A 25,786-nucleotide genomic window follows, 5' to 3' on the forward strand; every position below is an offset into this window, starting at 1 on the left:
CACTTTCTTGACAGAAGACCATATCCGCTCAGATGAGGGAGAAAGTCGCTCAGTCAACAGCATTATCCGCTCGGGTGAAGGAGAAAGTCGCTCAGTCAACAGCACTATCCGCTCAGGCGAGAGAGAAAGTCGCTCAGTCAACAGCATTATCCGCTCGGGTGAGGGAGAAGGTCGCTCAGGTAACGGCAATATCCGCTCAGTCCATGGGCATTATTCATTATTGACTACTTAAAATCTTTCTTCCTGTAAAGCTGTCACAAAGTCGGAAATGGATACAGATGAATAATCTTCTTTTGTTTAATTTTCAGGATGAGAACAGCAACTCAAGCCTATTAGGGTCATCAATAATAGCATTCTTTTCCATTCAAACAGACCTCCTACGTATAAGTTTAATCTGAGGAAATTAGCTTGAAATTGTGGCATAGCAATGTAAATAAGTCACTTCAAAACTGTACAGGTTCAATATGGATTTTGGTGGGAGAAACCTTTATTGGTAGATATATTACTTTACTGGGGATAATGTGAAATATAGTTTTTATTTTCAATATTATTCTATAAAGTTGAATAATTATTAATAATCCCTTTCAATGTCGTATTTTTATGCTATAATCAAACAAACGGACGTATGAAGCTTATTTTATAGCATGAAAGAAGTGTTTGTTTGAGTTTATATGTAGCATATGTATTGGTAGGACTTGCGATTGCCATGCCAGTTGGGGCCATTACCGTGGAAATGACAAAGCAGGGTTTAAAGAATGGCTTTATCCATGGTTGGGCAGTAGGACTTGGTGGCATGACGATTGACATAGTATTAGTATTTGCATTGTATATGGGATTAGCCTCGATTTTAGCAATGCCAATTATTCAAATTCCAATGTGGATAATAGGGGCAGGCTTTTTATTCTTCTTAGGGCTGGATTCAATTAAAAATGCGGACCATGATATTACGCTAGCAGGAGAGAAAGTAACAAAATCGTTTTTTACTTCTTATCGTAATGGACTACTAGTAGCCATTTCGCCTGGAAATCTCGTATTTTGGGTGAATGTTTTCGGTGTGGTTCTAGCCAAATCATATGGTGAAGGTGAATCAACCAGCTTTTTAGTCATTGCAGCAGGTGTTCTGAGTGGTATATTATTGCATGATATTGGCTTAATGGCCATTGTTTCTGTGACTCGAAAAGCGATGAATCGTAAGGTCATTAAGACTCTTACAATGGCAGCAGGTGTCTTATTAATTGGCTTTGCTGGATATTTTATCTATGAATTTATTCAAGCTATAAAGGTCTATATATGAAAAAAAGTGCGATTTACAAGATCGCACTTTTTATTTTTGTTTGTAGACGTTAATTAGTTAAGCGGAAACCTCTGTACGCTCCTTGATGCAAGCGATAATTTCCTCAGCTACTTGGTGTGCTAAGGTAAGCTCAGAAGTAAAGCCTACACAAGAGCAATTCATCTCACCTAAAACATAGCAATCTTCTCCTGCTGCATCAGTATCTAACATAAAATCAGCCGTCCATATTAATGGCAAATCATAACCACCAAGCAGGCTTGTGACAAGAGGTAGCTGTGTTAAGAAGTTTTGTACCAGTTCTTCCCAGTCCTCTGGAGAATCGTAGCGGTACTTGGCACCAGAAAATAATGTTGCGCTAAAGGCATCCTCAGAATCTGCTGGCTTTTTATGTACAACGTGTACGGGTTTATCACGTAACATAAATAAGCGAATTTCCCCCTCTGTAATACGTGGCAGGAAGCGCATATCGATAAGCATGCCATTTGCTCCTGTAATGTACTGCTCGCAAAACATCATAAAATCACTAAGCTTCCAATATTCCACATGATTATCCTTAGCTTCCGTACATTTAATTTGAGCATCAAGTGGTACCTCTGTGACTCCTTCTGCAAGAGGTTCCACCAATTTTACTCGCCAAATTCCTTCTCCTGTTGAACCACGATTTTGCTTTAAAACGCGTTCTGTAATAGCCAGAGAGGTAGGAAATTGGGCTTTAAAGGCTTCAATTGTATAATAGGCAAATGTATCATCAGGCACTAAATTGGTAGAGGACAATTTTGATAAGACATCTTTCGAGCCATAGCCAATCATGGCATCAGGGTGCGGCATGCCGATGACACCAGCATTACATAGGTCTCGTAACATTGCAAAGTATTCTTCCTCATGCTGTAAATTTCCAGGATTAATACGTGATACATAAGCGATTCCATTTTCTTTCACGTAATTAAAAATCTCTTCTTTTCTTGTCACATCAAAGAAAATAACCTCCGCATTCTGACCACGTTGCTTTAATGCATCCACCATTGGCATTGTATCTTTCCTATAGCCATCTGGTCCCTTATCTGAACCACCACGAACCTCAAAAAATATAACTTTTTTATCCATAAAAATACCTCCTTAGTATGATGATAGTTTCAGTATAATAGACTGAAAGGGATAAAAGATATATAAAATATGTAAATTTTATGTATTAATTTAAATTTTATCCCACATAAACAGCCAATAAAGATGCTCTATCATACTTAAGTGAAGCAGTATGCAGCTTGTGTTCCTTAAAATCTATATTTTAGTCACCATTATTTTGTAATGGTTGTTGCTTTTTTGGGAAAACAGTGAGATATAAAATCATACAAAGAATCAGCATTGTTCCGAGCAACTGAAAACCTCCAAAGTTAATTTTGAGCCATAATACGCTTGTCATAACAGCTGTTAAAGGTTCTAAACTTCCAAGTAAGCTTGTTTCTTTCGGCGTTAAATAATGTAGGCTAGCAATATAAAACCAGAAGGCTAGCATTGTTCCAAAAATAACAATAAACAAAAAATACGCAATGGTTGACAATGCCCAATTAGACATGTTAATTTGCCACGGTTGATGAAATAGACTCATCACAATACCACCAATAACCATCGACCACCCTACCACTAGCAATGAATGAAATTGCTGTAAAAGCGGAACAGCATATAGCGTATAAAAAGCTGCAGAGAGACCAGATAAAATGCCCCAAAACACTGCCATACCGGGAACAGAGAGGGTTGAAAAGGAGCCGTTTGTAAGTAATAAAAAAGTACCAACCAACGTCAGTGTGACAGCAATACCATCCTGCCTTGTTAATTGACTATGCTTTGTTATTAGATAATAGCCCATAATAAAAAGTGGAGCTAAGTATTGAAGTAATGTAGCGACAGCTGAGTTACCGATTGAAATCGACATCATATACGTATATTGAACCGCAAGCATGCCTAGTAAACTAAATAATATTTGTCTGAAGGCATTGTGCTTTGTACGAAACATAACAAAAATTGAATTATTCCAATGTGTTATTTTATAAACCCCGATTAATAATAGCCCTGCTATAAGAAGGCGACTGGAAACAAGCCATCCTACTTCGATATTTTCCTGCTGAAAAAGCTTTTGCGCAACAGTCCCGCCAATACCCCAAAAGCTTGCCCCCAGAATGACGAGAATAAAACCAAAAGTACGTTTGTTAAGTTGTGTTTGATTCATTTTGAAACATCTCCTAAACTATCAATATAAAGAAATTATAAGGACTTATAGGTGTAATAAATATCGATTTAATGGTTAAAAATATCAATATATTGAGGTGAATTGAGAAATGGTCTTAACTCATATAAAAATTGCAAAGGATTTACAAGAACTAACCTCACATGGAACGAAGGCATTTCCAGTTGCTTTGTATGAGACGACTATGCGACTAGAAAGCTTAGATTTTTTGCCATTGCATTGGCATAAAGAGATTCAATTCGTTTATGTGAAAGAAGGTCGTATAGAATATCGAGTAGGAGGGGACGTTTTTATACTCGAAGAGGGAGATGGACTATTTATTAATGCTTTAGGGTTGCATGAGGCAAAGCCGTATGAAATAAATCTAGCAAGAATTTACTGTCTCAATGTGGACCCAATGTTGCTAGGAGGACATGAGGGAAGCGTATTTACCGAGAAATATGTAAAACCATACATTACAAGTAATCGCTTACCTTATGTAAGGCTTTCAGATCATTTAGCACAAAAGGTAAAAGAGATTGCAGCCATATTACAAATGCAGAATGATTTTTATGAGTTAAAGGTTTGGAGAGAGCTTGTAGCCATTTGGGAAGCTATGCTAACGCAATCCATGCTGACCGTTGAAATGCTAGAACCTGCGAAAATTGTCCAGCATGAACGTGTGAAGGAAATGCTGGATTATTTACATGTGAATTATGCAGAGAAAATAATATTGGAGAAATTAGCTGCACATGTTTATTTAAGCAGGGAAGAATGCAGTCGTTTGTTTAAAAAAATGGTGGGTATGTCACCATTCAGCTATTTATTACAATATCGTCTTCGTATAAGTTTGCAGTTATTACGAGATAGCGAGCAATCTATCACTACCATTGCATCAACAACAGGATTTAGTACAGTTAGTTATTTTATAGAAAAATTTAAGGATTATACAGGATTTTCTCCATATGTCTATCGCAAAAGATTTTGTAGAAGATAATATATGAAAAATTTTTGACAAAATAGTAGCATAAAAACACCTATTTTTGATGGAGCCATTGACAATTATAGCCACAAATAATAAGGTGATATTAATAATGAAGATAGCTTTACTATTAACTTTGCTTTAATGATTGAATTGAATGAAAATGATAAAAGATGAAGAGTATCTGTATCGTCTTATTCAGGGGATAGAAAAAGCTGTCTTTACAATGAATTGCCGTTTTTATCAAAATACATCAAGAATGATTGACTGAAAATGATTTTAATCGAGCTTGTTGAAAAAAGCTCTGTGACCATTGGACAAATGGCTAATTATATGAATATTACCTCTAGCGCTGTAGGACAATTGATTTGTAAATTAGAGGAGCAGTCTTATATTTTTCGAAGCCTCAATTCTGAAAATCGTCGAGAAATAATTGTCCAACTAGATAAAAATATTTTGGAATATATTGTAATTTTTTTGAATATTATCTAAAGCAAAAACTGAATAAATTGTTGCAGCTAAAGGAGATTATTCAGAAATTTTGTCAAAATGTGTTAGAGGAAGGATTATGAATGAAGAACAGGTAAGTAAAGTAAGGAGTGATAATGTATGATTGCTTTAAAGAAAAAGCAAAATGTATGGCTAGCTTTTTTATTAGTCGTTCTTGCCAGTAATTACACACTTTATAACACGGGTTTAGGTTTATCCATTTTACCAGCAGAATCAAAAGGGGTAGTTATTGGTTCGTTAATTGATTTCGTTATTGTTATGCCGATTTTATTTATGCTTTATAAAGGTAAGTACTCTGTAAAACAAGCCATTCTTTTAGCTGCTGCTGGTTGTATTGTAGCTCGATTTATAATTCCAATCGATCATCTTCAGCCATTTGTAGCCATTACGTGGGCTGGGTTTGTGATTGAAGGTTCAATTATTCTACTAGAAATTTTGCTTATTGTGACATTTGTCCGCTATATGCCTAAAATTCTAGCGGATGTAAGATTAAGTAATCTACCAGATTTGTTCTCCTTTTCAAAAGCAGTTGAAAAACATGCACCAAAGAATTTAATTATCCAAATGTTGTGCGCAGACTTTTTGATGCTTTACTATGCTTTCGCAAGCTGGAAAAGAAAAGAGCGTTCGGGCTTAACCTTGCATAAGAGTTCTAGTTATATCGCCTTCCAGATTATGCTTATTCATGGCATTGTTATTGAAACAATTGGCATCCATTGGTGGCTACATGAAAAGTCTATGGTTCTCTCTATTATTTTGCTTATTTTAAATGTCTACTCCGTTATATTTTTTATAGCGGATATGCAGGCTGTTCGTTTAAATCCTGTGCATGTTACAGCTGATAAGTTATATTTATCATTAGGTTTAATGAAACGAGCAGAAATTCGTTTTGATAATATTGAAGCGCTTATTGAGGATAAACATGCATTAGAAGGAAAATTATCGAAAGATACTATTGATTTTGTGGCACGTGATTTCGATGAGGCGTATCCTCAGTTTATCTTAAAGCTGAAGGAGCCTATTGATGTTACGTTTATGCTAGGCATAAAAAAGAAATATCACAATGTCGCTATTAAAGCAGACCAAAAGCAAGAATTGAAAACAATTCTTGTCCAAGGGATGGGAGTAAATTCATAAGTTCTACAACAATTAATTTTATTTCTAGGCTGTACGATTATAAATCGTTCAGCCTTTTTCGTATATCTTTATACTTAATGCATTTCATTTATGCCGTTCAATTGATATACATCATATTTTTCCTTGTATGGATATATTCTCATGCCATTTTTAAAATTTACATACTATTTAATCAGATTTTAACCTTCATCTTTTATAGTGATTTATGTATAAAAGTAGAGGAGTGTTATTTTTGAAGTTAGTTAAAACAAACATTGTTGATTTACAGGAAGGATTGGTTCTTGGGCAGGATTTATATGTTGAAAATCGTTTATTGATGAAAAAGGGAAGTGTAATAACAGCAAGAATTATAACATTATTGAAAAATCGCCATGTTCACGATGTTTATATTCAGACACGGATTGTAGAAACAGACCTTCAAGCTGAACAGGATGGGCTGTTAGGTGTAAAACTGCACGAGAACACCATTGTAAATAGTGAGACAGAAAATTCTCTTTTTCTACAGGCATTAGGAGAATTGAGCACGGAGATTCGGTATGGTCATGTATTAAAAAATATGGACGATATACTATTTATACGCAATTTATTTCAACGCTATATGGAAAATGGCCATTATCGAAAACTGCTCAATACGTTAAAAGATTATGACACATACACATATATGCATGCTATAGATGTATTTACATTATGTACTCTCTTTGCTAAAAAAGAAGGCATACAAAATTTAGAACATTGTGCGCTTGGATTTTTATTTCATGATATTGGGAAGCTGAAAATACCACTGGCTATTTTAAAAAAAGAGGGAAGACTTTCACCTAGTGAGTTAGAAGTCATGCAGAACCATACACAGTTTGGCTATGATTTATTGTGCGATTTAGGACTTGTATCCATTGCTTATTTAGCTAAGTCACATCATGAGCGAATCGATGGCTCCGGGTATCCAGATGGATTAGAGGAGTCTGATATACCTAGAGAAGTTTTTATATTACAGCTAATCGATATTTACTCAGCTCTTACATTAAATCGACCCTATAAACGCGAGGTCGGAGCTGCAGAAGCAATGGCAATTATTTATAAAGAAAAGCATCTTCTTGATGAAAAGCTTTTGGCCAGATTTGTCGATTTTATTGGTATTTATCCCAAAAATTCAATTGTGTTATTATCAGATGGTTCTCATGCTCTAGTAGATAATGTCAATAATATGTATCCACTCCTTCCAATTGTAAGAAGGCTAGATACAAATACAGTCTTTAGGTTACCATTTGATTTTCAGCTTAAAGTAGTCAAGTTAATTACCTATTACGTGGAAACACCCGAAAAATTATTCCAAAAATTCTCTGAGTATTTAATAAATGGTGAAATAAATTTAATGGAAAAGTACTATCGGCAGTTGATGGATCAGTATACGTTCGCTGAGTGCTTTACTAAGATCTATATCCCAATCTACCAAATTTTTGAGGTAATTGAACAACAACTAGTGATGGAGGATGTCCGCTTAAAGGTTGTGCGTTTAACTTTTAAGGAACTCCTGAATAATATGCTGCTTCAATTACGAAGTGAAACTAGAAAAAATGATGCTATACTTTTTATAGTTGACCAAGATTTACGAACAAATATTTTTATTCAGTTATTAGAAGGACTATTTTATGCAAAAGAAAATAATCCGTTTCTACTAGATATCTCAACTAGTAAGGAGGAGCTTTTGAACATCGCAGATTATTGTGAGGCATCTGCAATTTGTGTATTTAGTAATGAATGTCTTGACCTTCATGGAACTACTCGGAAATTAGAGCAGTACCATATCCCCCCAGAGAAGTTAGAGAGCTTTGTCTTCAGCTTTGCTGGAGCTTCACATAAAGAAGTGAATATAAAAGATAAATTACAAAAATATAAAGCGGTTACAAAATTAATCGCTACATAGGGAGGCACATACGGTGAATGATTGCATACTTTTACAAACAAAAGAAGATTGGAATTTGCAAAGAATGTATAGTAATAAATTCAAGAATTTAGTACTAGTAAAAAGTATTCATCATAATTCAGCCGAAAAGAGAGCTAGACTGCAATATGAATTTTCATTGTTTGCGAACGAACAAAATCCGTGGTTGTTAAAGCCAATAGCCATTGATTATATTGACAATCAATATGCAATTATTTATGAAAATTTTAATGGTGTACCCCTACATGAGTTTAGGAATAATCATATTTCTTTGCATCAATTTTTACAAATTGCACTTGAGCTTGTGAATGCCTGTATTAAAATGCAACAAAGTGATTTACTCTATCTTAATTTGAATCCTAGCCAAATATTAATTAATCCCAATTCATTAAAGGTAAAATTACTAAGTTCTGAATTCAGTTTAAAATACGATGCAGAATCTCCCGTCATACTAGAAAATCTTTATGAGCGACTTGAACAACTGCCATATTATGCACCTGAACAAACCGGAAGAGTTAATCTAGAAATTGACCATCGTTCTGATTTATATGCACTCGGTATTATTTTTTACGAAATACTCAGTGGGCAATTACCTTTCCAAAAAAAGGATTCTGTTGAGCTTATCTATGAAATTCTAACAAAAGTGCCGAATTCATTGGTAAATCTTCAACCTTATCCGCATCCTATTATTTGGCATATAATAGAAAAGTTATTAGCAAAAAATCCAGAATTACGCTATCAAAGTGCTGTTGGGCTAAGAGAGGATTTATTGCAAATTCAACATAAACTGTTAATAGATGAACCGCTTCATGACTTCCATTTAGGTGAATTTGACATTCATTTAAATGCAGTGCTTTCTACAAAGTACTATGGTAGAAAGCAACAAATCATGGACCTTTCTTCCATGTTTCATCAGGTGGTAAATGGCGAAAAAAAAATAGTAATGATTTCCGGCAAAGCTGGGTCTGGGAAATCTAAGCTTGTATATACATTGAAGGGAGACATTGCTGCTGCTAAAGGGTATTTTGTAGAAACGAAGTATGAGCAATTACAGCTAGAAAATGACTTTACAGCCGTTGTACAGCCTTTAAGAAATTTATTGAAAATCGTTTATTTAGAAGGTGAAAATTCTGTTCAAGCATTACGCAAACTATTTCATGATGTAAAGTTAATGGTTACAGATCGACTTGTTCATTTACTACCAGAGCTTCGATGGTTTTTTAAAGAAGAAGCAGGTTTTCTGACAGATGTACGTGAAAATGCCAAACAGCTGCATACGTATATATTTAGTTCTTTGCAAAAGATTCTATTAGCCTTTGCCATGCAAAAGAAGCCAATTGTATGGTTAATGGATGATTTACAATGGGCAAATGCTAGTACACTTGAGATGATGACCCAACTATATGAGCAACATCGAGCAGGCTATTTTATGTGGATAACTACTTTTCGGTCAAATGAGGAGGGGGATTTAAAAAAGAATTACAAGTGGTTGAATAACTTCCCATCCAATCAGCATATAGAGATAAATCCTCTTGAGGAAGATGATGTACGGTTATGGCTAGAGGAATCATTACATGCGAAGTCAACTACCATTAAATTAATTTCTACCCAATTATTTCGTTTAACAAAAGGAAATCCGTTATTTGTGAAAGAAGCTTTTCGTTCCTTACAGCAAAGTAATACCATCTATTTCAATACCGAAACAAAAGAGTGGCAATTTAATATTCATAAATACAATCAGTCCTTTTTTAATAATGAATTACTGACTTTTATTGAAAATAGAATGGCAACTCTTGATAAAGACGCTCAGGGAATTTTAAGAATCGTCTCTTGTTTTGGTCAAAGCTTTGAGTTTAGTTCCTTATTAAAGCTAGTTTCCATTTCAGCCCAAGATTTGCTGAAGCTTTTGGGTACACTTGTAGAGCATGGCTTTATTGTACCAATGGATGCCCATTTTAAATGGGCTAGTAAGTTTGAACATGAGGGTATTTTACATACATTTCATATGAAGTTTCAGTTTGTACACGATCGTATTCAGCAGGTAGCCTATCAAGATTTATCTGACGACGAACGGACAAGGCTTCATTATCAAATTGGAAAATTATTAACAAAAAATATCCCGAATATAGTAGATAGCTATCATTTAAGTGAAGTGGTGAAACATTTTAACTATGGTCAGCAATTGTTGAATGCTGATGAAAAACAAAATTTAGCAATATGGAATTATAAGCTTGGTATTGCGGCAAAAAGAATTGGACTGTTTGACAGTGCCATCTCCTTTTTAACAACGAGTATAGAGCTGCTTCCAGACAATCATTGGCAGTCTTTTCGTGAAATGTCTGTAAAAATATATGCTAATTTAGGAGAGTGCGCATATTTAGTTGGACGTTATGATGTATCAGAATTTCATTTAACAGAAGCGTTGCAGCATTCGAACACAGTTTTAGAAAAATTATTAATTTATAATTTAAAAACTTTGCTATACATTGAATCAGACAATCATACGGTAGGAATTGAGGCTGGCATAAAAGGTCTACAAATTACCAATATGAATATTGCAGAGAACCCCTCAAAAATTCAACTTTTAAAGGAGTACTTATTATTAAGAAAAGCTTTGCACAATAAATCTGATACAGATCTTTTAAAGTATCCTCCTATTCAAGATAAAGAAATGGATACGTTAATCCATTTGATTATCAATATGACGGCAAGCACATTTATGCTTAATCCTAATTTAACGGGAATTTTATTAATGAGAGGGTTGCGATTACAGCTTAAATACGGGAACGGAACAAAAAGTGGAGTTGTCTATATTAACTATGCCATGCTTTTAAATGCTGGCTTTAATAATATTCGAGACTCTGCACGCTTTGGAAAAATAGCCATCACCTTTGCTGAGAATGAAAATAATATTTACATCAAGGGCCGTATTTATTTTGTCTATGGCATATTTATTAATCATTGGACAAATCCATATGAGTCCAGTCTTCAATATATTCAGAAGGCTCAGCACAATAGCCAGGAAATCGGCTTGCATCATTTGGTCTCTTCTGCTTCTTGTTTTATCGTGGCCATCCAATTCATTAATGGAACGCCTATTCAGGATTTACAGCAGGAAATTGAGCGCCAACAACAGGAGTTTTCCATGCATGCCAGTGCATTATCGATAGATTTTTTAGCTGAAATGGGGTTATGGATGAATGTGCTTCAAAATCCTAATTCCCCTATTGATTGGGCATACCCCTTTGCTATTTTAGACCAGCCCATTATTAAAATGATGCATTATTCTATTCGATTGAAAATGTCATTTTTATTGGGGGACGATCAGCATGGAAAAGAGTTTATGGAGCTATTAAAGGTGATAGAGAAAGAAATATATACTTTGCCCATCACGCCAATTTATTATTTTTATCGTGCTCTTTGGCAGTTTCATTTTATTCATCAAAAGCTATATTCCTCGAAAACAGAATTTAGAACATATAGGATGGAGATTAGTAAAAGTATTCGTCAATTTAAAAAATGGGCTCAATATGCACCTGAAAACTATGAGCATCTCTATTGTTTATTAATGGCTGAAAATTATCGAATGAAAAAGCAGGGCGAGAATGCCATACTTTATTACGATCGGGCAATTCAGCTTGCACAAATGAATAACTTTCTTCAAGATGCTGCCATTTCTTATGAACGAGCTGCTAATTACTATCATGCTATCAATCATAAAAAAACAGCGAGACATTATATTTTATGTGGTATACAGATAATAAAGGAGTGGGGGGCCAATACGGTTGCTAGCCATTGGGAAAAAGTGTATCATGCCAATCATGTACCAAAAGGCCAACATAGCGGAACAGTATCATTTGATATGATGACTGTTTTCGAAACGACGCAGTCCTTAGCAACAGAAATACGGATGGAGGATTTGCTTCGTAAAATATTATTTGCCTTATTAAAACATGCTGGTGCAGATGTTGGGTATTTTATTCATAGACATCATGAGCAATTACAAGTGTTAGCACAGGCTGAGGCCAATGAAACCAAATTTACGATATTTCATGACCATAAGATTGAAGAATTCAGTGAAACCATGCAATCCATTGTCTATTTTGTGTTACAAAGCGGAGAGCAACTAATTATTCAAAATACACAAGCACAGAGTGTTTATCTTAGTGCTTTCTCAACTGCTAAGTCTATTTTATGTGTACCAATTCATCTTAAAGATGAGATTATAGCCATTTTATATTTGGAAAACACATTAATTACTAATGCCTTTCATCCAACACATGTGAATTTGTTAAAAATGATCTCTGGACAAATAGCCGTATCAATTGAAAATGCAAAAATATATGGTGAATTGGAAAAACGTGTTCTGTCACGGACAAAGGAATTGGATGAAACAAATAGTCATTTGAAAAAGGTCAATGAACGATTAGAGAAAAATGAATTAGAACGGAAAAAATTATTGCATAGTATTTCACATGAACTACGCTCACCCATCACTTCAACGCTAGGTTATATCGAATTAATATTAGACGGGGTTATTAAAGAGGAAACAGAACAAGAAAAATATTTAATGCGAAGTAAGGAAAGATTGCTATCGTTAGATGTTTTAATTCAAGATTTATTTGATTTAGCTAATCTAGAAGCGGGAAGAGCAGAATATACCTTTATAGAAGTAAAGGCCATTAATCTATTTCAACAATTTCGCTTCCGTTTTGAACGAGAGATAAAACAACTGGGCTTAGACTATTATGCCGATTTTTATGGTCATCAGGAGGCTCAGCTGCTAATTGATCGTGCCCGAATCAATCAGGTGATGGAAAATTTAATGACAAATGCCATGAAATATACTTCAAATGGCAGTATTCAATTTTTAATGTATGTGGAGGACACACATTTAATCTGTTCTATTTCAGATAGTGGTATAGGTATCCCACAGAGCGATATTCCCTTTATATTCGATAGTTATTATCGAGCATCCAATGTTGATAAAGTAGATTCACATGGAATTGGCTTAGCCATTTGTAAGCAAATTGTGGAACAACATAATGGGGAAATATATGTGGAAAGCATAGAGGGTGAAGGGTCCATATTTAGCTTTACATTGCCTTTGGTAATAGAAAAAATAAAGTGTTGAGCATTTTTCGCAGCTCAGCACTTTATTTTTTATAAACAAATTGATAGCCGAAGCCCCGAACAGTTTGAATCCACTTAGGCTTAGCTGGAACGTCCTCAATTTTTCGTCGCAGTGTACTAATATGGACAGAAACCGTTTTTGAATCAGTTACACCATCCTGTCCCCAAACATTATCTATCAGTTGGTCTACACTAATTACCTTATTGGCATGTTCGATCAGAAAAAATAGTAGTAGCTTTTCTTTCGTAAAAAGATTTAAACGTTTTCCGTTTTTATAAACATTTTTTTCATCAAAATGAATGACTAAGTTATCAATATGTAATATTGGATTTCTTATGGATGTCGTCTTTCTTTTTAAGTTTGCTTGTATACGAGCGAGTAATTCTTTGGGAATAAACGGCTTTGTTATATAATCATCTGCACCTACTTCAAAGCCTTCTAGTTTATGGTCAATTAAGTGATTAACAGTTACAAAAATAATAATAGCATCCGACACTTCTCGAACCCTTCTCGCTAATTCAAAGCCATTGCCATCAGGTAAATTAACATCCAATAAAATTAAATCAGGCTCTTCTTTGATTACTGCCTTCCAACCTTCGTAAATGGATGATGCCTTAAAAACTAGGTAGTTTGCATTTGCAATTGTAAGAGATAGAACCTCCATAATGTCAATATCATCTTCTACGATTAAGATTTTCTCATTTACCACACCCATGAATCTCCTTTCTCCATCTTCTAATATATCAATTTTTAGATAGAAATGGAAAGAAAACTTCTAGGACATTCGTTATTTTTGACTAGGAAAAATCACATATGAAATACTGATGATGGCATCAATAATTAATACGATGCCCCAAACTTTCATCACCTGAAATAGGGAAGATGTGTCAGACTGAGATCCAATATAAAGTGCCATGATAGACAAAAGTCCAGTGCCAATGAGAAAAGCTACTACATGGCGAATCAGCATCTTTATCTCATGTTTCCCTTTTGCAGATCCTGTAAGCCGTACTTTCTTATCCCCAGTTTTTAAAAACCAACGCTTAAATTGCTCATCTGCCCAACTAATCATAGTTTTACCATAGGCAATTGAAACCCCAATATAAATAGCAGCAATCCCATGTGAGATAGATGCGGGGGTACCTGCTTTTAAATCTATCGCAGTTAGCAATATCAGTAAAGAATCGATACCTAATGTTAAGGAAAACAAGAAGAAACTTAGCTTGGGTTTATTTAAAATATAGCGGGCAACTAACCCAAATAAAATGACAATCCAAAAAGCAATTTCTGCTGCAATAATCCATGCAATCATAAAAAACCTCCAACTAATAAACTAAAAAACATATTCTCAAACAACTTAGAAGAATCCAGCAAATGTAACCACTTTAATCCAGTTGGGCAATTGCAAGAAGTATATCCTCACTGACAGCTTCCCAAAATTGCTGCTGTACAGTACTACAATACGTATATAACTCTTTATTTTGAAGATGATTATAGAGCTCGGCAATTACTTCCTTCTGAAAATGGAGCCGATGATTTAATATTTCTCGATCTTCTTCCAGACAAAAGGATTTATATATATCTATTAGACGCTCTAGCCTTGCTAGTTTTTGTTTCGTAACATCATATTGAGTTTGATGAAAGCGTCCAACAGCTGTGGTCATAGATCGCTTTGAGCGATGCTCCGCATTCAACGTTCGATATTCTTCCAAACGTAACGCCGCACGGTACCAAAATTCGTAACGGCTAGGTAAGTCTCTGAGCTCGTAGGTAAGCAAGGACTTTAAAATACATGCTACTTGTTCATATGTATCTAACAATTTTTCTGATTCTTTAAAAAGGCCAAACATACAGCCACCCCCGTTTAGTTTAATACAACACAAAAGTAGTGAAATCCTCTAAATTTTTAATAGTATTCAAAAATAATTAAACATTTTTTTAGCAACCGTACGGGTAACGCTAGATTTTGCTATATAAAGGTAAGGTTTTAGTGTTTCTTTGCTATTGTGAAACTTCTGTTTTTGGAAGAAATTATTGAAATAGCATTTACAAAATAAAAACTTATGTGTTAACTTAAGATGTATCTTTGGTTAACTAAAAAGGGGGAGGTTAACGATGCAACATTTTTGGATTGTTGGGACAGATACTGATGTCGGTAAAACGGCTGTCACCACATTGCTGATGCGACAATTTCAGCGACAGAATCTTCGCGTCACGCCTTTTAAGCCTGTACAAACTGGTGAAGTACATGAAAATGATCATTCCTATTACTACGATACAACAGTATATGAAAAGTATTCATTACAGGTGCTAAGGACAGAAAGTTTGAATGGGTATTCGTTTAAAGAGGCAGCTTCACCACATTTTGCTGCACAACTGGAGGTACAGCAAATTAATGTGCATTATTTACTACAGCAAATACAGGTGCTACAGCAATCAAACGATATGGTAATTTGTGAGGGAGCTGGTGGACTTTTTGTGCCTTTAGATTTACAAAGAAAAATAACGCTTCTTGATGTTATCGTTCAAAGTAAGCTTCCAGTTGTTCTTGTTACTCGAACAACACTAGGAACAATTAACCACACATTACTAACGATTGAGGCTTTGCATGCGCGTAATATTGATATCCTGGGCATTGTATTTAATGGAAATTCAGGGAGTTTGATAGAACAAGATACTATGAAAACCATATTACAGTTTCATGATTTGCCTTATGCAATTATCCCGCAACTCCAAGAGATTGGGCAGCTTGTTGATTATTCCATTTCTCACACTTCATTGTTTGAAAGGTTGGTCAATAATGAAACAAGTGTTAACTGATTTGCAGGCAAGAGATTTAAGGCATGTTTGGCATCCTTGTTCACAAATGAAGGATTATGAGCAATTTCCACCAATCGTCATTAAAAAAGGACAAGGTGTATGGCTCTATGATGAAAATAATCATCGCTATTTAGATGCTGTCTCCTCCTGGTGGGTTAATTTATTTGGGCATGCTAATCCTCGAATAAGTCAAGTATTAAGTGATCAGGCATTTACATTAGAGCATACAATCTTTGCTAATTTTACACATGAGCCAGCGATTAAAGTAGCTGAAAAATTAGTAGCTTTAACGCCAGAGGGTCTGAATAAAGTATTTTTTGCAGACAATGGCTCATCCGCGATAGAGGTTGCATTAAAAATGAGCTTTCAATATCATATGCAAACGGGAAAAACGGCAAAAAAACGCTTTTTGGCTTTAACAGATGCCTACCATGGTGAGACACTTGGCGCTTTATCTGTTGGTGGAGTAGGGCTTTATAACAAAGTATACCAACCCTTGTTATTAGATACCTTACGTGCACAAGGGCCAGATTGCTTTAGATGTCCTTTTCAAGATAAGCCAGAAAGCTGTCATGCTCAATGTATTCAGTATGTTGAAGAAGAGCTTCATGCGCATCATGAAGAAATGACAGCTGTGATTATTGAGCCACTTATTCAAGCANNATGTATCCGCCAATCTATTTAAAGCGATTGTGGGAGCTTTGTACAGCATACGATGTTCACTTAATTGCTGATGAAATTGCCGTAGGATTTGGACGAACAGGAACCGTATTTGCCTGTGAGCAAGCGGAGATTTCGCCAGATTTTATGTGCTTGTCAAAGGGTTTAACAGGTGGCTATTTACCACTATCCGCAGTATTAACCACTGATGCTATTTACAATGCCTTTTACGATGATTACGGAACAATGAAAGCATTTTTACATTCTCACAGCTATTCAGGAAATCCGCTTGCATGTCGTGTAGCACTTGAGGTATTGACAATGTTTGAAGAGGAACAGGTTATCGATATGATTCAAAATAAGGGAGAACGGATGCGAGCGTTAGCATTGGAGGCATTTGACCAATTACCCTATGTTGGAGAGTATCGACAGATAGGGTTAGTGGGTGCGATTGAGCTAGTCGCCAATTATCGGACAAAGGAGCCATTCCCAAATGAGGCACGTATTGGCTATCAAATTTATCAACGTGCTTTAGCAAAGGGCTTACTGATTCGCCCACTTGGCAATATATTATATTTTATGCCGCCTTACATTATTTCTGATGAAGAAATGAGATTTATGATTCATACAACAAAAGAAACGATTGTACAATTTTTTGAGGAGTGGGAGGGCATAAATTGTTTAAACGACAAACAACACTATCCCTCGTCATGATTGCGATGTTTGCAGCTTTAACGGCAATTGGTGCATTTATTAAGATACCGTTACCAGTAGTGCCCTTTACACTACAAATTATCTTTGTTTTTTTAGCTGGAAGCTTACTTGGTAGTCGTAATGGATTTCAAAGTCAGCTCGTTTACATAGGAGTCGGTTTAGTTGGATTACCTGTTTTTACACAGGGGGGAGGCATTACCTATGTATTGCAGCCAACATTTGGCTACCTCATCGGCTTTGCACTAGCAGCATTCATCATAGGATTCATCATTGAAAGAATAGATTCACCAACGAAAAAACATTTTATTGGTGCAAATATTGTGGGGCTTATTATTATTTATGCGATTGCGGTACCTTACTTATATTTATCAATGAATTTCTGGCTCCATATGCAAACGAGCTGGTCTCATATATTTGTAGTTGGTTTTTTAAATAGTATTGTTGCAGATTTTTGCTTAGCTTTAGCGTCTGCACTGTTAGCTGAACGCTTATATAAGGTATTTCAGTCAGTAAGAACAGTGAAAATCATGCAAGTAGAAAGGGAGAATGTTTAGTGAATTGGTTACAGTTAGCAGAGGATGTAATTGCAGGTAAGGTGATTAGTAATGATGAAGCACTTGCCATTTTAAATAGTGATGATGATGAACTATTAAAGGTAATGGATGGTGCATTTGCCATTCGTAAGCATTATTATGGAAAAAAAGTAAAATTGAATATGATTATGAACGCGAAAAGTGGCTATTGTCCAGAGGATTGTGGCTATTGTTCCCAATCATCTAAATCATCTGCACCGATTGAAAAATATCCATTTATTACGAAGGAAGAAATTTTAGAGGGTGCAAAACGAGCATTTGACAATAAAATTGGCACCTATTGCATTGTGGCAAGTGGACGTGGGCCAACGCGGAAGGATGTCAATGTTGTCAGTGAAGCAGTCACTGAAATTAAAGAGAAGTATGGCTTAAAAGTATGTGCCTGTCTTGGCTTATTAAAAGAAGAACAGGCACAGCAATTAAAAGAGGCGGGGGTAGATCGTTACAATCATAATTTAAATACATCAGAGCGTCATCACTCATACATTACTACATCGCATACCTATGAGGATCGTGTGAATACGGTAGAAATTGCAAAAAAGCATGGAATTTCGCCTTGCTCAGGAGCAATCATTGGAATGAAGGAAACAAAAGAGGATGTCGTCAACATTGCGCGTGCCCTACATCAATTAGATGCTGATTCGATCCCAGTCAATTTTTTAAATGCTATAGACGGCACAAAGCTGGAAGGGACAAAGGAATTAAATCCACGATATTGTTTAAAGGTTTTAGCATTGTTCCGTTATATAAATCCAACAAAGGAAATTCGTATTTCTGGTGGTCGTGAAGTCAATCTTGGGTCCCTTCAGCCACTGGGAATGTATGCGGCAAATAGCATTTTTGTAGGAGATTATTTAACAACATTAGGCCAAGAGGCAAATAGCGATTATCGTATGCTTGAGGATTTAGGCTTTGAAATTGAATTAACAAAAAAGCAGGAAGAAGTATTTTGCTAAGTACATGCTTATGAAATAAAATCTACTACTACAATTTAATGGGCATGTATGTGATAAACCGTATGGTCATCGTGGGACGGTGCTAAAAACTAAAACGGAACTTTTATGCTCAAAAGTTCCATTCAAAAAGAATTTCTGATTGCCTTACAATAATAGTTTTTAGCACCTTTTCCACCAAAGCTCTTTTTTCTATAAAATCCATTGTGTTAAAATTTATTAAACATTTTTGTATATCGCTTATTTCAATATTTGAAGCTTTCTTGGTAATTAAATCATCCTTCTCTTTTTTACGTTGCTCTAAAAGGATTTACAACGCTAAGTGAAAAGTCTTCTAAAACGACGCTTTGGTAACTATTTTAAATTCAAATATTCCCCTTTTTTGTCGATAAAATCACAAAGATAAAAAAGGTGGTTAGAAAATGATAGGGAAAGTGGGACAAACACAAAGTAATTTTTTTGAAAATACACATCATAGAAATACGACAAAAAATACAGCATCGCCAACTACTAAAACAGACGAATTTATTCGTTCTTCAGGTAAAGGGGATTTGTGGGGCTATTCGATGAAGGAAGTAAAAAGTCCTTTAGTAAGGAGCTATTCAGCATTTAGTTCCATTTCCGCACCAGATTGGAGTAGGATTCCTACAAAAGGCGGGCGAACGTTATCAAATGAAGAGATGCTCGAACAAATCAAAAGCGTAGCACAGCGTGAAGCCATGATGAGGTATTCAAACAACTATGAACAATCTGATCGTATAGAGCGAATGAAAGACTATTTATCTATACAATATATTTCTGATGTTTCACCAGACCGAAAAGCCTTGTACAAACAAGCAGAAAAAGAGCTGCAAAAAGCAAAAGAAGAACAACCGACATATCCAATAAACTTAACACTCGTCGATATATTGTCTGGTTTGGATGAGGTCAAAGGTTTTAATAGCAAACACGGAAATATTACAACTGCTTATACGACAGGTTATGGAGAAGAATATGAACTGAATATTGGCGGTCAGCGTGTGATGGGCACTTCAAGAGGCATTTGGAGGTATTATCCAACCCCTCTAGAAGAAATGAAGAGGGAGGAATTTTGCAAAATATATAATATGGAAATGGAGCATTCAAAAAAAATATTAGAAAAGCAATAATAAGATATATATAGTTCAAGAATCAAATAGACCAGGCGCTCATAAAAATGTGAACTGCACCCCGTCAAGTAGACAATGGAAATAATAAAAAATGTATTAAGTGGCTTGATTCCTGAATTCTAAAGGGCTCAAGCCGTTTAATCTTTTCTGGTAGCCATAGTGATTATAGAAATGAATATAGTCATCTATCGCTACTTTTAACTCTTCATATGAATCGTACTTATGTAGATAATACTTCTCACATTTCAATGTGCCCCAAAATGCTTCAATCGGTCCGTTATCAATACATCGACCTACACATGACATACTTTGTACCAGTTTTCCTTTATCGATGATTCGCTTAAATCTGTGTAGATTGAAAGCCTCGCTCGCTATGAATTAATGGCTGCTCACCTTCTTTTAATGAACGAATCGCTAATTTTATCTTGTTAAATTTTTAGGCTGCTCTTTAGCTGCTATTGCTTGATATGATAGTGATATGTTGCTTCTGGAATATCGACTTGTTTTAATGATGTCTTTTAATCGGAACCCTTCTTCTTTGAGTTCAAAGGCGATTGCTGCTTGTGCTTTTCGAGGAAGGCATCCAGGTTCTCTCGAAAAGCCTTCAACTTTTTTAAATACGCTATCTCTAGACGAAGTAGTTCATTTTCACGTTCTAACTGCTCCTCACGAGACATTATTTTTTCTGCTTTTGTCACTGTAGCTTTTGGTTTTTTAGACATAGAGGGCCTTCCTTTCGCATGTTTCAGGCTTTCTACTCCTTCTTTTAATAAAACTTACTGTTCCAAGTTACGATTAAGCTAGGATCATTCATGTTAAATCGTATTGCTGTATCTTGGTAAGAAGCACCTGTTTGTTTCTTAAATCATTTCATTTGAATTGAACAGGATATTTTTCATGCTTTGTTTTCCGTTGTAAACCTTCTTCTCCAAAAGCTTTATAAGCCCTAACCCAATGTTTGATTGGGGTTGGAGATGGAATACCGTATTTTTGCGCTAATAATAAGTATTTCAAATTCCCTTTTAAATACTCTTGAACAATCTTTAATTTAAAACCTTGGCTATTACGCCATACAAAAACACCCCAAAAGTTAGATTTATTACTCTAACTTTTGGGGTGCAGCACCGTGATGGGTGATCTTTTTTCTTCCATTTTTATAACTTGTCATGGAAAAGGCGTTTATACGGTTTTTCTTTATAAGACGAAATAGCAGTAGGAATTGATGGATAGAGGATGAAACGTATGGTGCTTTCGCACATTGAAGTTCCACTTTATGCCTAAAAAACATGGCTTTTCACAAAATGTTCAATGAAAGCGTTTTGAAATTGAACAGTTTGTGAAGGGCTTCACATAAGGCTTTATTTTTACAAAAATCAGCGTAAAATAAGAATCAGGTAAGGCAATGATAAAAATAGTTTACAGGAAGTATCACATTGTTCGGTGATTGTTAAATACAAAAAAACAAGTTTGAAGGGAGAATTTTTTATGTGGGTCATTACAGTATTTGATAAAAAAGATGTTCGAATTTTTGAATACACAAACAAAAGTGAGGCTACACAAGCATTGGCTAAATTCAAAAAAAATGCCGTTTTAACATATACAAAATAAATTTGAGAGGGCAACCCTTTTCGACGCTATAGCGTACGAGAAGGGTTGTTTTTTGCTACGATTGAACAAGAATTGAAATCGCACTATAGACCAATAAAAGAGCCATAATGATATTAAAAGGTTGCCGATATTGATGAAGCATTTTTTGGAAAGCTGAACCAAACAGAGCCCAGCTACTTGTACTGAGGATGCCAACGATTCCTAAAAATACAGCGAAAAGAAAAAAGCTAAAATAGGAAGAATAATAAGGGAGGATATAGGTTGCTACTACAGTAATGCCAAACAATATCCCTTTAGGATTTATAAACTGTAATAAAATACCTACTAAAAATAAATGACTGTTGTTGCCGCTTTCTTTTTCAAGATCATTAGCTTTGCTTGTTACTATTTTAAAGGCTAAATACAACATATAGCCAACCCCAAATAGGGTCAAGGGTAACTTTATAAAAGGCATAATATTTGTCAGGGCAATATTAAAAAAGCTACATAAACCAATCAGCATAAAAAAGCCCGCACCGACTCCGAGAGAAAAGGGAATCGTTTTTGTAAAACCTAGTTTATTGGCAAATAGCATGGCCATAAAGTTATTAGGACCTGGGGTAAAACTTGTAATGACAACGAAAGTTAAAAAAGAAAATAATGGCACTGTAGTCCCTCCTTTTTGATAGTATGTTATAATGTTCAAAATAAACAATATAACGTTCGTGCTTTTTATTATATAAAATGTACGTTATATTGTACATGCTAAAGGGGTGATTAAAGATAGAAGAAATTCATCTTGTGTTTGCAAAAAATTTAAAAGCTATTCGAGAGAAGGAAAAGCTAAGCCTAGAGAAAGTTTCACAGCTTTGTGGAGTAAGTAAGACGATGATAGGGCAAATTGAACGAGGGGAATCGAGCCCAACGCTCACAACCATTTGGAAGATTGCAAATGGTCTAAAGGTATCATTTACGACACTTATTAATCAACCACAACCTGAAGCAGAGGTAATTTTACTAGAGGATGTACAAGTATTAAAGGGGGATAAAGGAAGGTATAGGGTATATCCTTATTTTCCTTTTCAGGAGAAGAGCCGCTTTGAAATTTATACTGTGGAGATTGACCAGCAGGGAAAGTTAATTGCCGAGGCACATCGAGATGGGACAGAAGAATTTATCACGGTTTTTGATGGGGAACTAGCATTGACGATCAATGACAAGCAATACACCTTAAAAACTGGTGACTCTATTCGATTTAAAGCAGATCTGCCACACTCCTATTTTAATCCGAGTCAGTCCTTAACACGATTAAGTATGACAATCTATTATCCTATATAAACAAACCGTATGAGCGAATCTAAAAAGCTCATACGGTTGCTTTGTTGTAGATTATAAAATGCTGCCTAATCGTTTAATGCCTTCACGAATAATTTCAGGGGTTGCATTTGTATAATTAAGACGCATTGTACTTACTCCCGTTTTTGCTGTATAGAATGGGTCGCCAGGGACAAATGCTACTTTTTGCTCCATTGCTTTGTGGAAGACATCAAGAGCTGATGCACCATTGTTCATCGTAGCCCAAATAAACATTCCACCCTCAGGTCTTGTATACTCCACATGTGCAGGGAAGAACTCTTGCATCGCATCTAGCATTGCTTCAGCTTGATTTTTATATAATGTTATAATTTTCTGAACATGCTCAGTATAATCATTGTTTGCTAGATAGTCATAAATTACATATTGAGCAAAAATATTTGTGTGTAGATCAGTTGCTTGCTTTGCTGTTTCAATATGTTGCATGAGCTCTTTATTCTTTGTAATGATAAAGCCTAGACGCATTCCTGGTGTAATCGTTTTAGAGAAAGAACCAAGTAAAATGCTGTTCTCTAATTTGCCTGCACCGATGTATGGCAGTGGCTCGCCCTGAAAACGCAATTCTCCATATGGATCATCCTCAATTAACGCCACATCATATTTTGAGATGATGTCGCAAATCTGCTGACGTTTTTCTTTAGAATACGTTAGCCCTGTTGGATTTTGGAAATTTGGAACTGTATAAATAAATTTTACATTTGGCTGTTGTAGGGCTTTCTCTAATTCTTCTAAATTAAGACCATCATTTTCGAGAGTTACACCATAAAATGTTGGCTCACTTAAAGTAAAGGCTTGTATGGCTCCTAAATAACCAGGCTCTTCAATAACGATGCCGTCTCCTTTGTTGATCAATACCTTTCCAATTAATTCTAGAGCTTGCTGTGAACCTGTAGTAATAAAGACATCATCAGCGTGAACATCTAATCCATGTAGTCGTTGGTATTTTGCAGCAATGTACTCACGTAATGGTGCGTATCCCTGAGTAGAAGAATATTGGAATAATCGACTACCATTTTCTGTGATGGCATGGTCGACAGATGCTCTTAACGCATCGATCGGGAAAGAGATTGGGTTAGGAAGCCCCCCTGCAAAGGAAATAACGTCCTCTGCGTCTGTAACTTTCAAGATGTTGCGGATGAATGAAGAAGGTGTTTTTAAGATTTTTTCTGAATATTGCATAATTAATCGTTCCTTTTTTCTGATTTTTTAAAAATTATAGCATTGAAATCATATGCATACAATATTATCATTGTATGCAAGACAATTAAAATATTGTATGCAAAAGTGACGAGAAAAGGAGCATAGAGAATGCCAGTAAATTCATTTGAAGAGTATCCAATGAGCTGGAGACCAAATATCAGCAATATTTCGGCTCCATTATATATAGCCATAGCTGAACAGCTTGAACAAGATATAAAGGACGGGAAGCTCTTGCCTGGGACAAAGCTACCCCCGCAACGGGAATTAGCTGACTTTTTAGATGTTAATTTAAGTACAATCACAAGAGCTTTTAAACTTTGTGGTCAAAAGGGGCTCATCTATGCTTCGATTGGAAGTGGAACATTTGTGTCCTCCGATGCCGCAACCAATAAAATTTTATTACCCACTAGTCATTCCCCACATATGATTGAAATGGGCTCTGTTCTGCCAGATAACTATGTAAATGAAGACATTACTCGTTATATGAAAAAGATGATGAGTGATTCTAATTTTAATAACCTTTTTCAATATGGACGTCTTGAAGGAAATGTGTGGCAAAATGAGGCAGCATTAAAGCTTTTAGAAAAAGTCAATTTCCAAACGGATCAGCCTATTTTGCTTGGGGCTGGAGGACAAAATGCGATTGTCGCAACATTAGCTGCATTGTTCCAAGCAGGAGATAGAATTGGCACAGACCCTATCACCTATGCTGGGATAAAAACAGCTGCCAATATGTTAGGCATCCAACTAGTAGCAATACAGCAAAGGGATGGTGAAATAACCAGAGAGGGGCTATTATATGCCTGTAAAAATGAGCATATCAAAGGTTTATATGTAATTCCAGATTTTCACAACCCAACTACTCACACAATGTCTTTAGAAACAAGGAGAATGATTGCAGAAGTAGCAAGGGATACAGGTTTAATTATTATTGAGGATGCCATCTATAGCTTTTTAAAGGAGCAGCCTCTTGCACCGATAGCTTCCTATGCACCAGAAAAAGTTATTTATATTGCTAGCTTGTCTAAAACCATATCACCTGGATTACGATTATCGTATATCGTTACACCTTCAGCACTGCGAAAAAGAATAATGGAGACGCTTTATAATATCAATATTTCCATATCACCAATGATGCTTGAGCTTGCCACAAGATTGATTCATGATGGTGTAGCAGAAACGATTTTAGAAAAACACAAGTTGTATGCAAAGCAACAAAATGCATTGGTTAATCAATACCTAGGTAATTACAATATTTTAGGGGGTGAAGCATGTATTTTCAGATGGCTTATACTTCCTGATAAATTTACAGGTGTACAGTTTGAATTGCTTGCAGCAAAGGCTGGTGTACAGGTGTATGCTGCAGAGCGTTTTGCAGTGGGAAATGCGAAACCGATCAACGCAGTTCGACTAGCCATTACTGCACCGGAGAATCAGCTTGAACAGGCACTCGTTATTTTGAAGGATTTACTTGAAAGCAATGGAGATTATACATTTGTTGATTAAAGGAAAGAAGGCTT

At 35.6% G+C, this 25,786-nt stretch carries 24 protein-coding genes and 1 pseudogene; 15 read left to right on the forward strand and 10 right to left on the reverse strand.

Annotated elements, in window-relative coordinates:
- The first annotated feature begins 74 nt into the window (after positions 1–74).
- Together B2R82_RS07310 and B2R82_RS07315 are read left to right on the forward strand one after the other, a co-directional pair.
- The gene (locus B2R82_RS07310; protein ID WP_286924242.1) at positions 75–224 is read left to right on the forward strand and encodes a hypothetical protein; all 150 of its coding nucleotides are present in this window, start codon (positions 75–77) and stop codon (positions 222–224) included.
- 437 nt (positions 225–661) lie between these two features.
- The gene (locus tag B2R82_RS07315) at positions 662–1,294 is read left to right on the forward strand and encodes a LysE family transporter (RefSeq protein WP_286924243.1); all 633 of its coding nucleotides are present in this window, start codon (positions 662–664) and stop codon (positions 1,292–1,294) included.
- A gap of 57 nt (positions 1,295–1,351) precedes the next feature.
- On the opposite strand, the gene B2R82_RS07320 is transcribed toward B2R82_RS07315, so the two are convergent.
- Complete coding sequence (locus tag B2R82_RS07320; protein ID WP_286924244.1) at positions 1,352–2,398, reverse strand: Cj0069 family protein; 1,047 nt, start codon at positions 2,396–2,398, stop codon at positions 1,352–1,354.
- A gap of 181 nt (positions 2,399–2,579) precedes the next feature.
- The gene (locus tag B2R82_RS07325) at positions 2,580–3,518 is read right to left on the reverse strand and encodes an EamA family transporter (protein WP_286924245.1); all 939 of its coding nucleotides are present in this window, start codon (positions 3,516–3,518) and stop codon (positions 2,580–2,582) included.
- Positions 3,519–3,627: 109 nt separating this feature from the next.
- On the opposite strand from B2R82_RS07325, the gene B2R82_RS07330 reads away from it, so the two are divergent.
- The 5 genes from B2R82_RS07330 to B2R82_RS07350 all read left to right on the forward strand — a co-directional run bounded on the left by B2R82_RS07330 (position 3,628) and on the right by B2R82_RS07350 (position 13,217).
- Complete coding sequence (locus B2R82_RS07330; protein WP_286924246.1) at positions 3,628–4,512, forward strand: AraC family transcriptional regulator; 885 nt, start codon at positions 3,628–3,630, stop codon at positions 4,510–4,512.
- Positions 4,513–4,770: 258 nt separating this feature from the next.
- Positions 4,771–4,989 carry a MarR family transcriptional regulator gene (locus B2R82_RS07335; protein ID WP_286924247.1) on the forward strand — a complete coding sequence of 73 codons (219 nt, stop codon included), beginning with the start codon at positions 4,771–4,773 and terminating at the stop codon, positions 4,987–4,989.
- Between the two features lie 117 nt (positions 4,990–5,106).
- Positions 5,107–6,144 carry a beta-carotene 15,15'-monooxygenase gene (locus B2R82_RS07340; protein ID WP_286924248.1) on the forward strand — a complete coding sequence of 346 codons (1,038 nt, stop codon included), beginning with the start codon at positions 5,107–5,109 and terminating at the stop codon, positions 6,142–6,144.
- A 232-nt stretch (positions 6,145–6,376) separates the two neighbouring features.
- Positions 6,377–8,065 carry an HD-GYP domain-containing protein gene (locus tag B2R82_RS07345; RefSeq protein WP_286924249.1) on the forward strand — a complete coding sequence of 563 codons (1,689 nt, stop codon included), beginning with the start codon at positions 6,377–6,379 and terminating at the stop codon, positions 8,063–8,065.
- A 13-nt stretch (positions 8,066–8,078) separates the two neighbouring features.
- Positions 8,079–13,217, forward strand: a complete 5,139-nt coding sequence (locus tag B2R82_RS07350) for an ATP-binding protein (protein ID WP_286924250.1) — start codon at positions 8,079–8,081, stop codon at positions 13,215–13,217.
- 22 nt (positions 13,218–13,239) lie between these two features.
- Here B2R82_RS07350 and B2R82_RS07355 read toward each other — a convergent pair whose 3' ends face one another.
- From B2R82_RS07355 to B2R82_RS07365, 3 genes are all read right to left on the reverse strand, one after another.
- Positions 13,240–13,932: a response regulator transcription factor gene (locus B2R82_RS07355; protein WP_286924251.1), complete on the reverse strand. Its 693-nt coding sequence runs from the start codon at positions 13,930–13,932 to the stop codon at positions 13,240–13,242.
- A gap of 72 nt (positions 13,933–14,004) precedes the next feature.
- Positions 14,005–14,529: a hypothetical protein gene (locus B2R82_RS07360; RefSeq protein WP_286924252.1), complete on the reverse strand. Its 525-nt coding sequence runs from the start codon at positions 14,527–14,529 to the stop codon at positions 14,005–14,007.
- A gap of 73 nt (positions 14,530–14,602) precedes the next feature.
- Complete coding sequence (locus tag B2R82_RS07365; protein ID WP_286924253.1) at positions 14,603–15,067, reverse strand: hypothetical protein; 465 nt, start codon at positions 15,065–15,067, stop codon at positions 14,603–14,605.
- A 265-nt stretch (positions 15,068–15,332) separates the two neighbouring features.
- Between B2R82_RS07365 and bioD the strand changes: the two genes are divergently transcribed.
- From bioD to B2R82_RS07390, 5 genes and pseudogenes are all read left to right on the forward strand, one after another.
- Entirely contained in the window at positions 15,333–16,037 is a 705-nt protein-coding gene (bioD, locus tag B2R82_RS07370) for a dethiobiotin synthase (RefSeq protein ID WP_286924254.1), read from the forward strand.
- A pseudogene (gene bioA / locus B2R82_RS07375) lies at positions 16,018–17,411 on the forward strand (adenosylmethionine--8-amino-7-oxononanoate transaminase). Before bioD ends, bioA begins: the two are co-directional and overlap by 20 nt.
- Positions 17,375–17,965, forward strand: a complete 591-nt coding sequence (locus tag B2R82_RS07380; protein WP_286924255.1) for a biotin transporter BioY — start codon at positions 17,375–17,377, stop codon at positions 17,963–17,965. The pseudogene bioA and the gene B2R82_RS07380 overlap by 37 nt, the downstream one beginning before the upstream one ends.
- Positions 17,965–18,960 (forward strand): biotin synthase BioB, encoded by a 996-nt coding sequence (bioB, locus tag B2R82_RS07385; protein WP_286924256.1) that lies wholly within the window; start codon positions 17,965–17,967, stop codon positions 18,958–18,960. The genes B2R82_RS07380 and bioB overlap by 1 nt, the downstream gene beginning before the upstream one ends.
- 419 nt (positions 18,961–19,379) lie before the next feature.
- Positions 19,380–20,105: a hypothetical protein gene (locus B2R82_RS07390; RefSeq protein ID WP_286924257.1), complete on the forward strand. Its 726-nt coding sequence runs from the start codon at positions 19,380–19,382 to the stop codon at positions 20,103–20,105.
- A gap of 96 nt (positions 20,106–20,201) precedes the next feature.
- Here the strand turns inward: B2R82_RS07390 and B2R82_RS07395 are convergent, their stop codons facing one another.
- The 3 genes from B2R82_RS07395 to B2R82_RS24085 all read right to left on the reverse strand — a co-directional run bounded on the left by B2R82_RS07395 (position 20,202) and on the right by B2R82_RS24085 (position 21,146).
- On the reverse strand, positions 20,202–20,411 hold the full coding sequence (locus B2R82_RS07395) for an IS3 family transposase (protein WP_376781233.1): 210 nt from the start codon (positions 20,409–20,411) through the stop codon (positions 20,202–20,204).
- A gap of 212 nt (positions 20,412–20,623) precedes the next feature.
- Positions 20,624–20,827: a transposase gene (locus tag B2R82_RS07400; protein WP_286924258.1), complete on the reverse strand. Its 204-nt coding sequence runs from the start codon at positions 20,825–20,827 to the stop codon at positions 20,624–20,626.
- 148 nt (positions 20,828–20,975) lie between these two features.
- Complete coding sequence (locus tag B2R82_RS24085; protein ID WP_376781235.1) at positions 20,976–21,146, reverse strand: helix-turn-helix domain-containing protein; 171 nt, start codon at positions 21,144–21,146, stop codon at positions 20,976–20,978.
- Positions 21,147–21,590: 444 nt separating this feature from the next.
- On the opposite strand from B2R82_RS24085, the gene B2R82_RS07405 reads away from it, so the two are divergent.
- Positions 21,591–21,713, forward strand: coding sequence for a hypothetical protein (locus B2R82_RS07405; protein WP_283868523.1), 123 nt, complete (start codon positions 21,591–21,593; stop codon positions 21,711–21,713).
- A 55-nt stretch (positions 21,714–21,768) separates the two neighbouring features.
- On the opposite strand, the gene B2R82_RS07410 is transcribed toward B2R82_RS07405, so the two are convergent.
- Positions 21,769–22,359 (reverse strand): LysE family transporter, encoded by a 591-nt coding sequence (locus B2R82_RS07410; RefSeq protein WP_286924259.1) that lies wholly within the window; start codon positions 22,357–22,359, stop codon positions 21,769–21,771.
- Between the two features lie 116 nt (positions 22,360–22,475).
- On the opposite strand from B2R82_RS07410, the gene B2R82_RS07415 reads away from it, so the two are divergent.
- The gene (locus B2R82_RS07415; protein WP_286924268.1) at positions 22,476–23,030 is read left to right on the forward strand and encodes a helix-turn-helix domain-containing protein; all 555 of its coding nucleotides are present in this window, start codon (positions 22,476–22,478) and stop codon (positions 23,028–23,030) included.
- Between the two features lie 51 nt (positions 23,031–23,081).
- Here B2R82_RS07415 and B2R82_RS07420 read toward each other — a convergent pair whose 3' ends face one another.
- Positions 23,082–24,245 (reverse strand): PLP-dependent aminotransferase family protein, encoded by a 1,164-nt coding sequence (locus B2R82_RS07420; RefSeq protein WP_286924260.1) that lies wholly within the window; start codon positions 24,243–24,245, stop codon positions 23,082–23,084.
- 129 nt (positions 24,246–24,374) lie between these two features.
- On the opposite strand from B2R82_RS07420, the gene B2R82_RS07425 reads away from it, so the two are divergent.
- Positions 24,375–25,772: a PLP-dependent aminotransferase family protein gene (locus B2R82_RS07425; protein ID WP_286924261.1), complete on the forward strand. Its 1,398-nt coding sequence runs from the start codon at positions 24,375–24,377 to the stop codon at positions 25,770–25,772.
- Positions 25,773–25,786: the final 14 nt, after the last annotated feature.

Origin of the sequence: Lysinibacillus sp. UBA6686, from assembly GCF_002455205.1 — a bacterium.
GTDB lineage: Bacteria > Bacillota > Bacilli > Bacillales_A > Planococcaceae > Lysinibacillus > Lysinibacillus pakistanensis.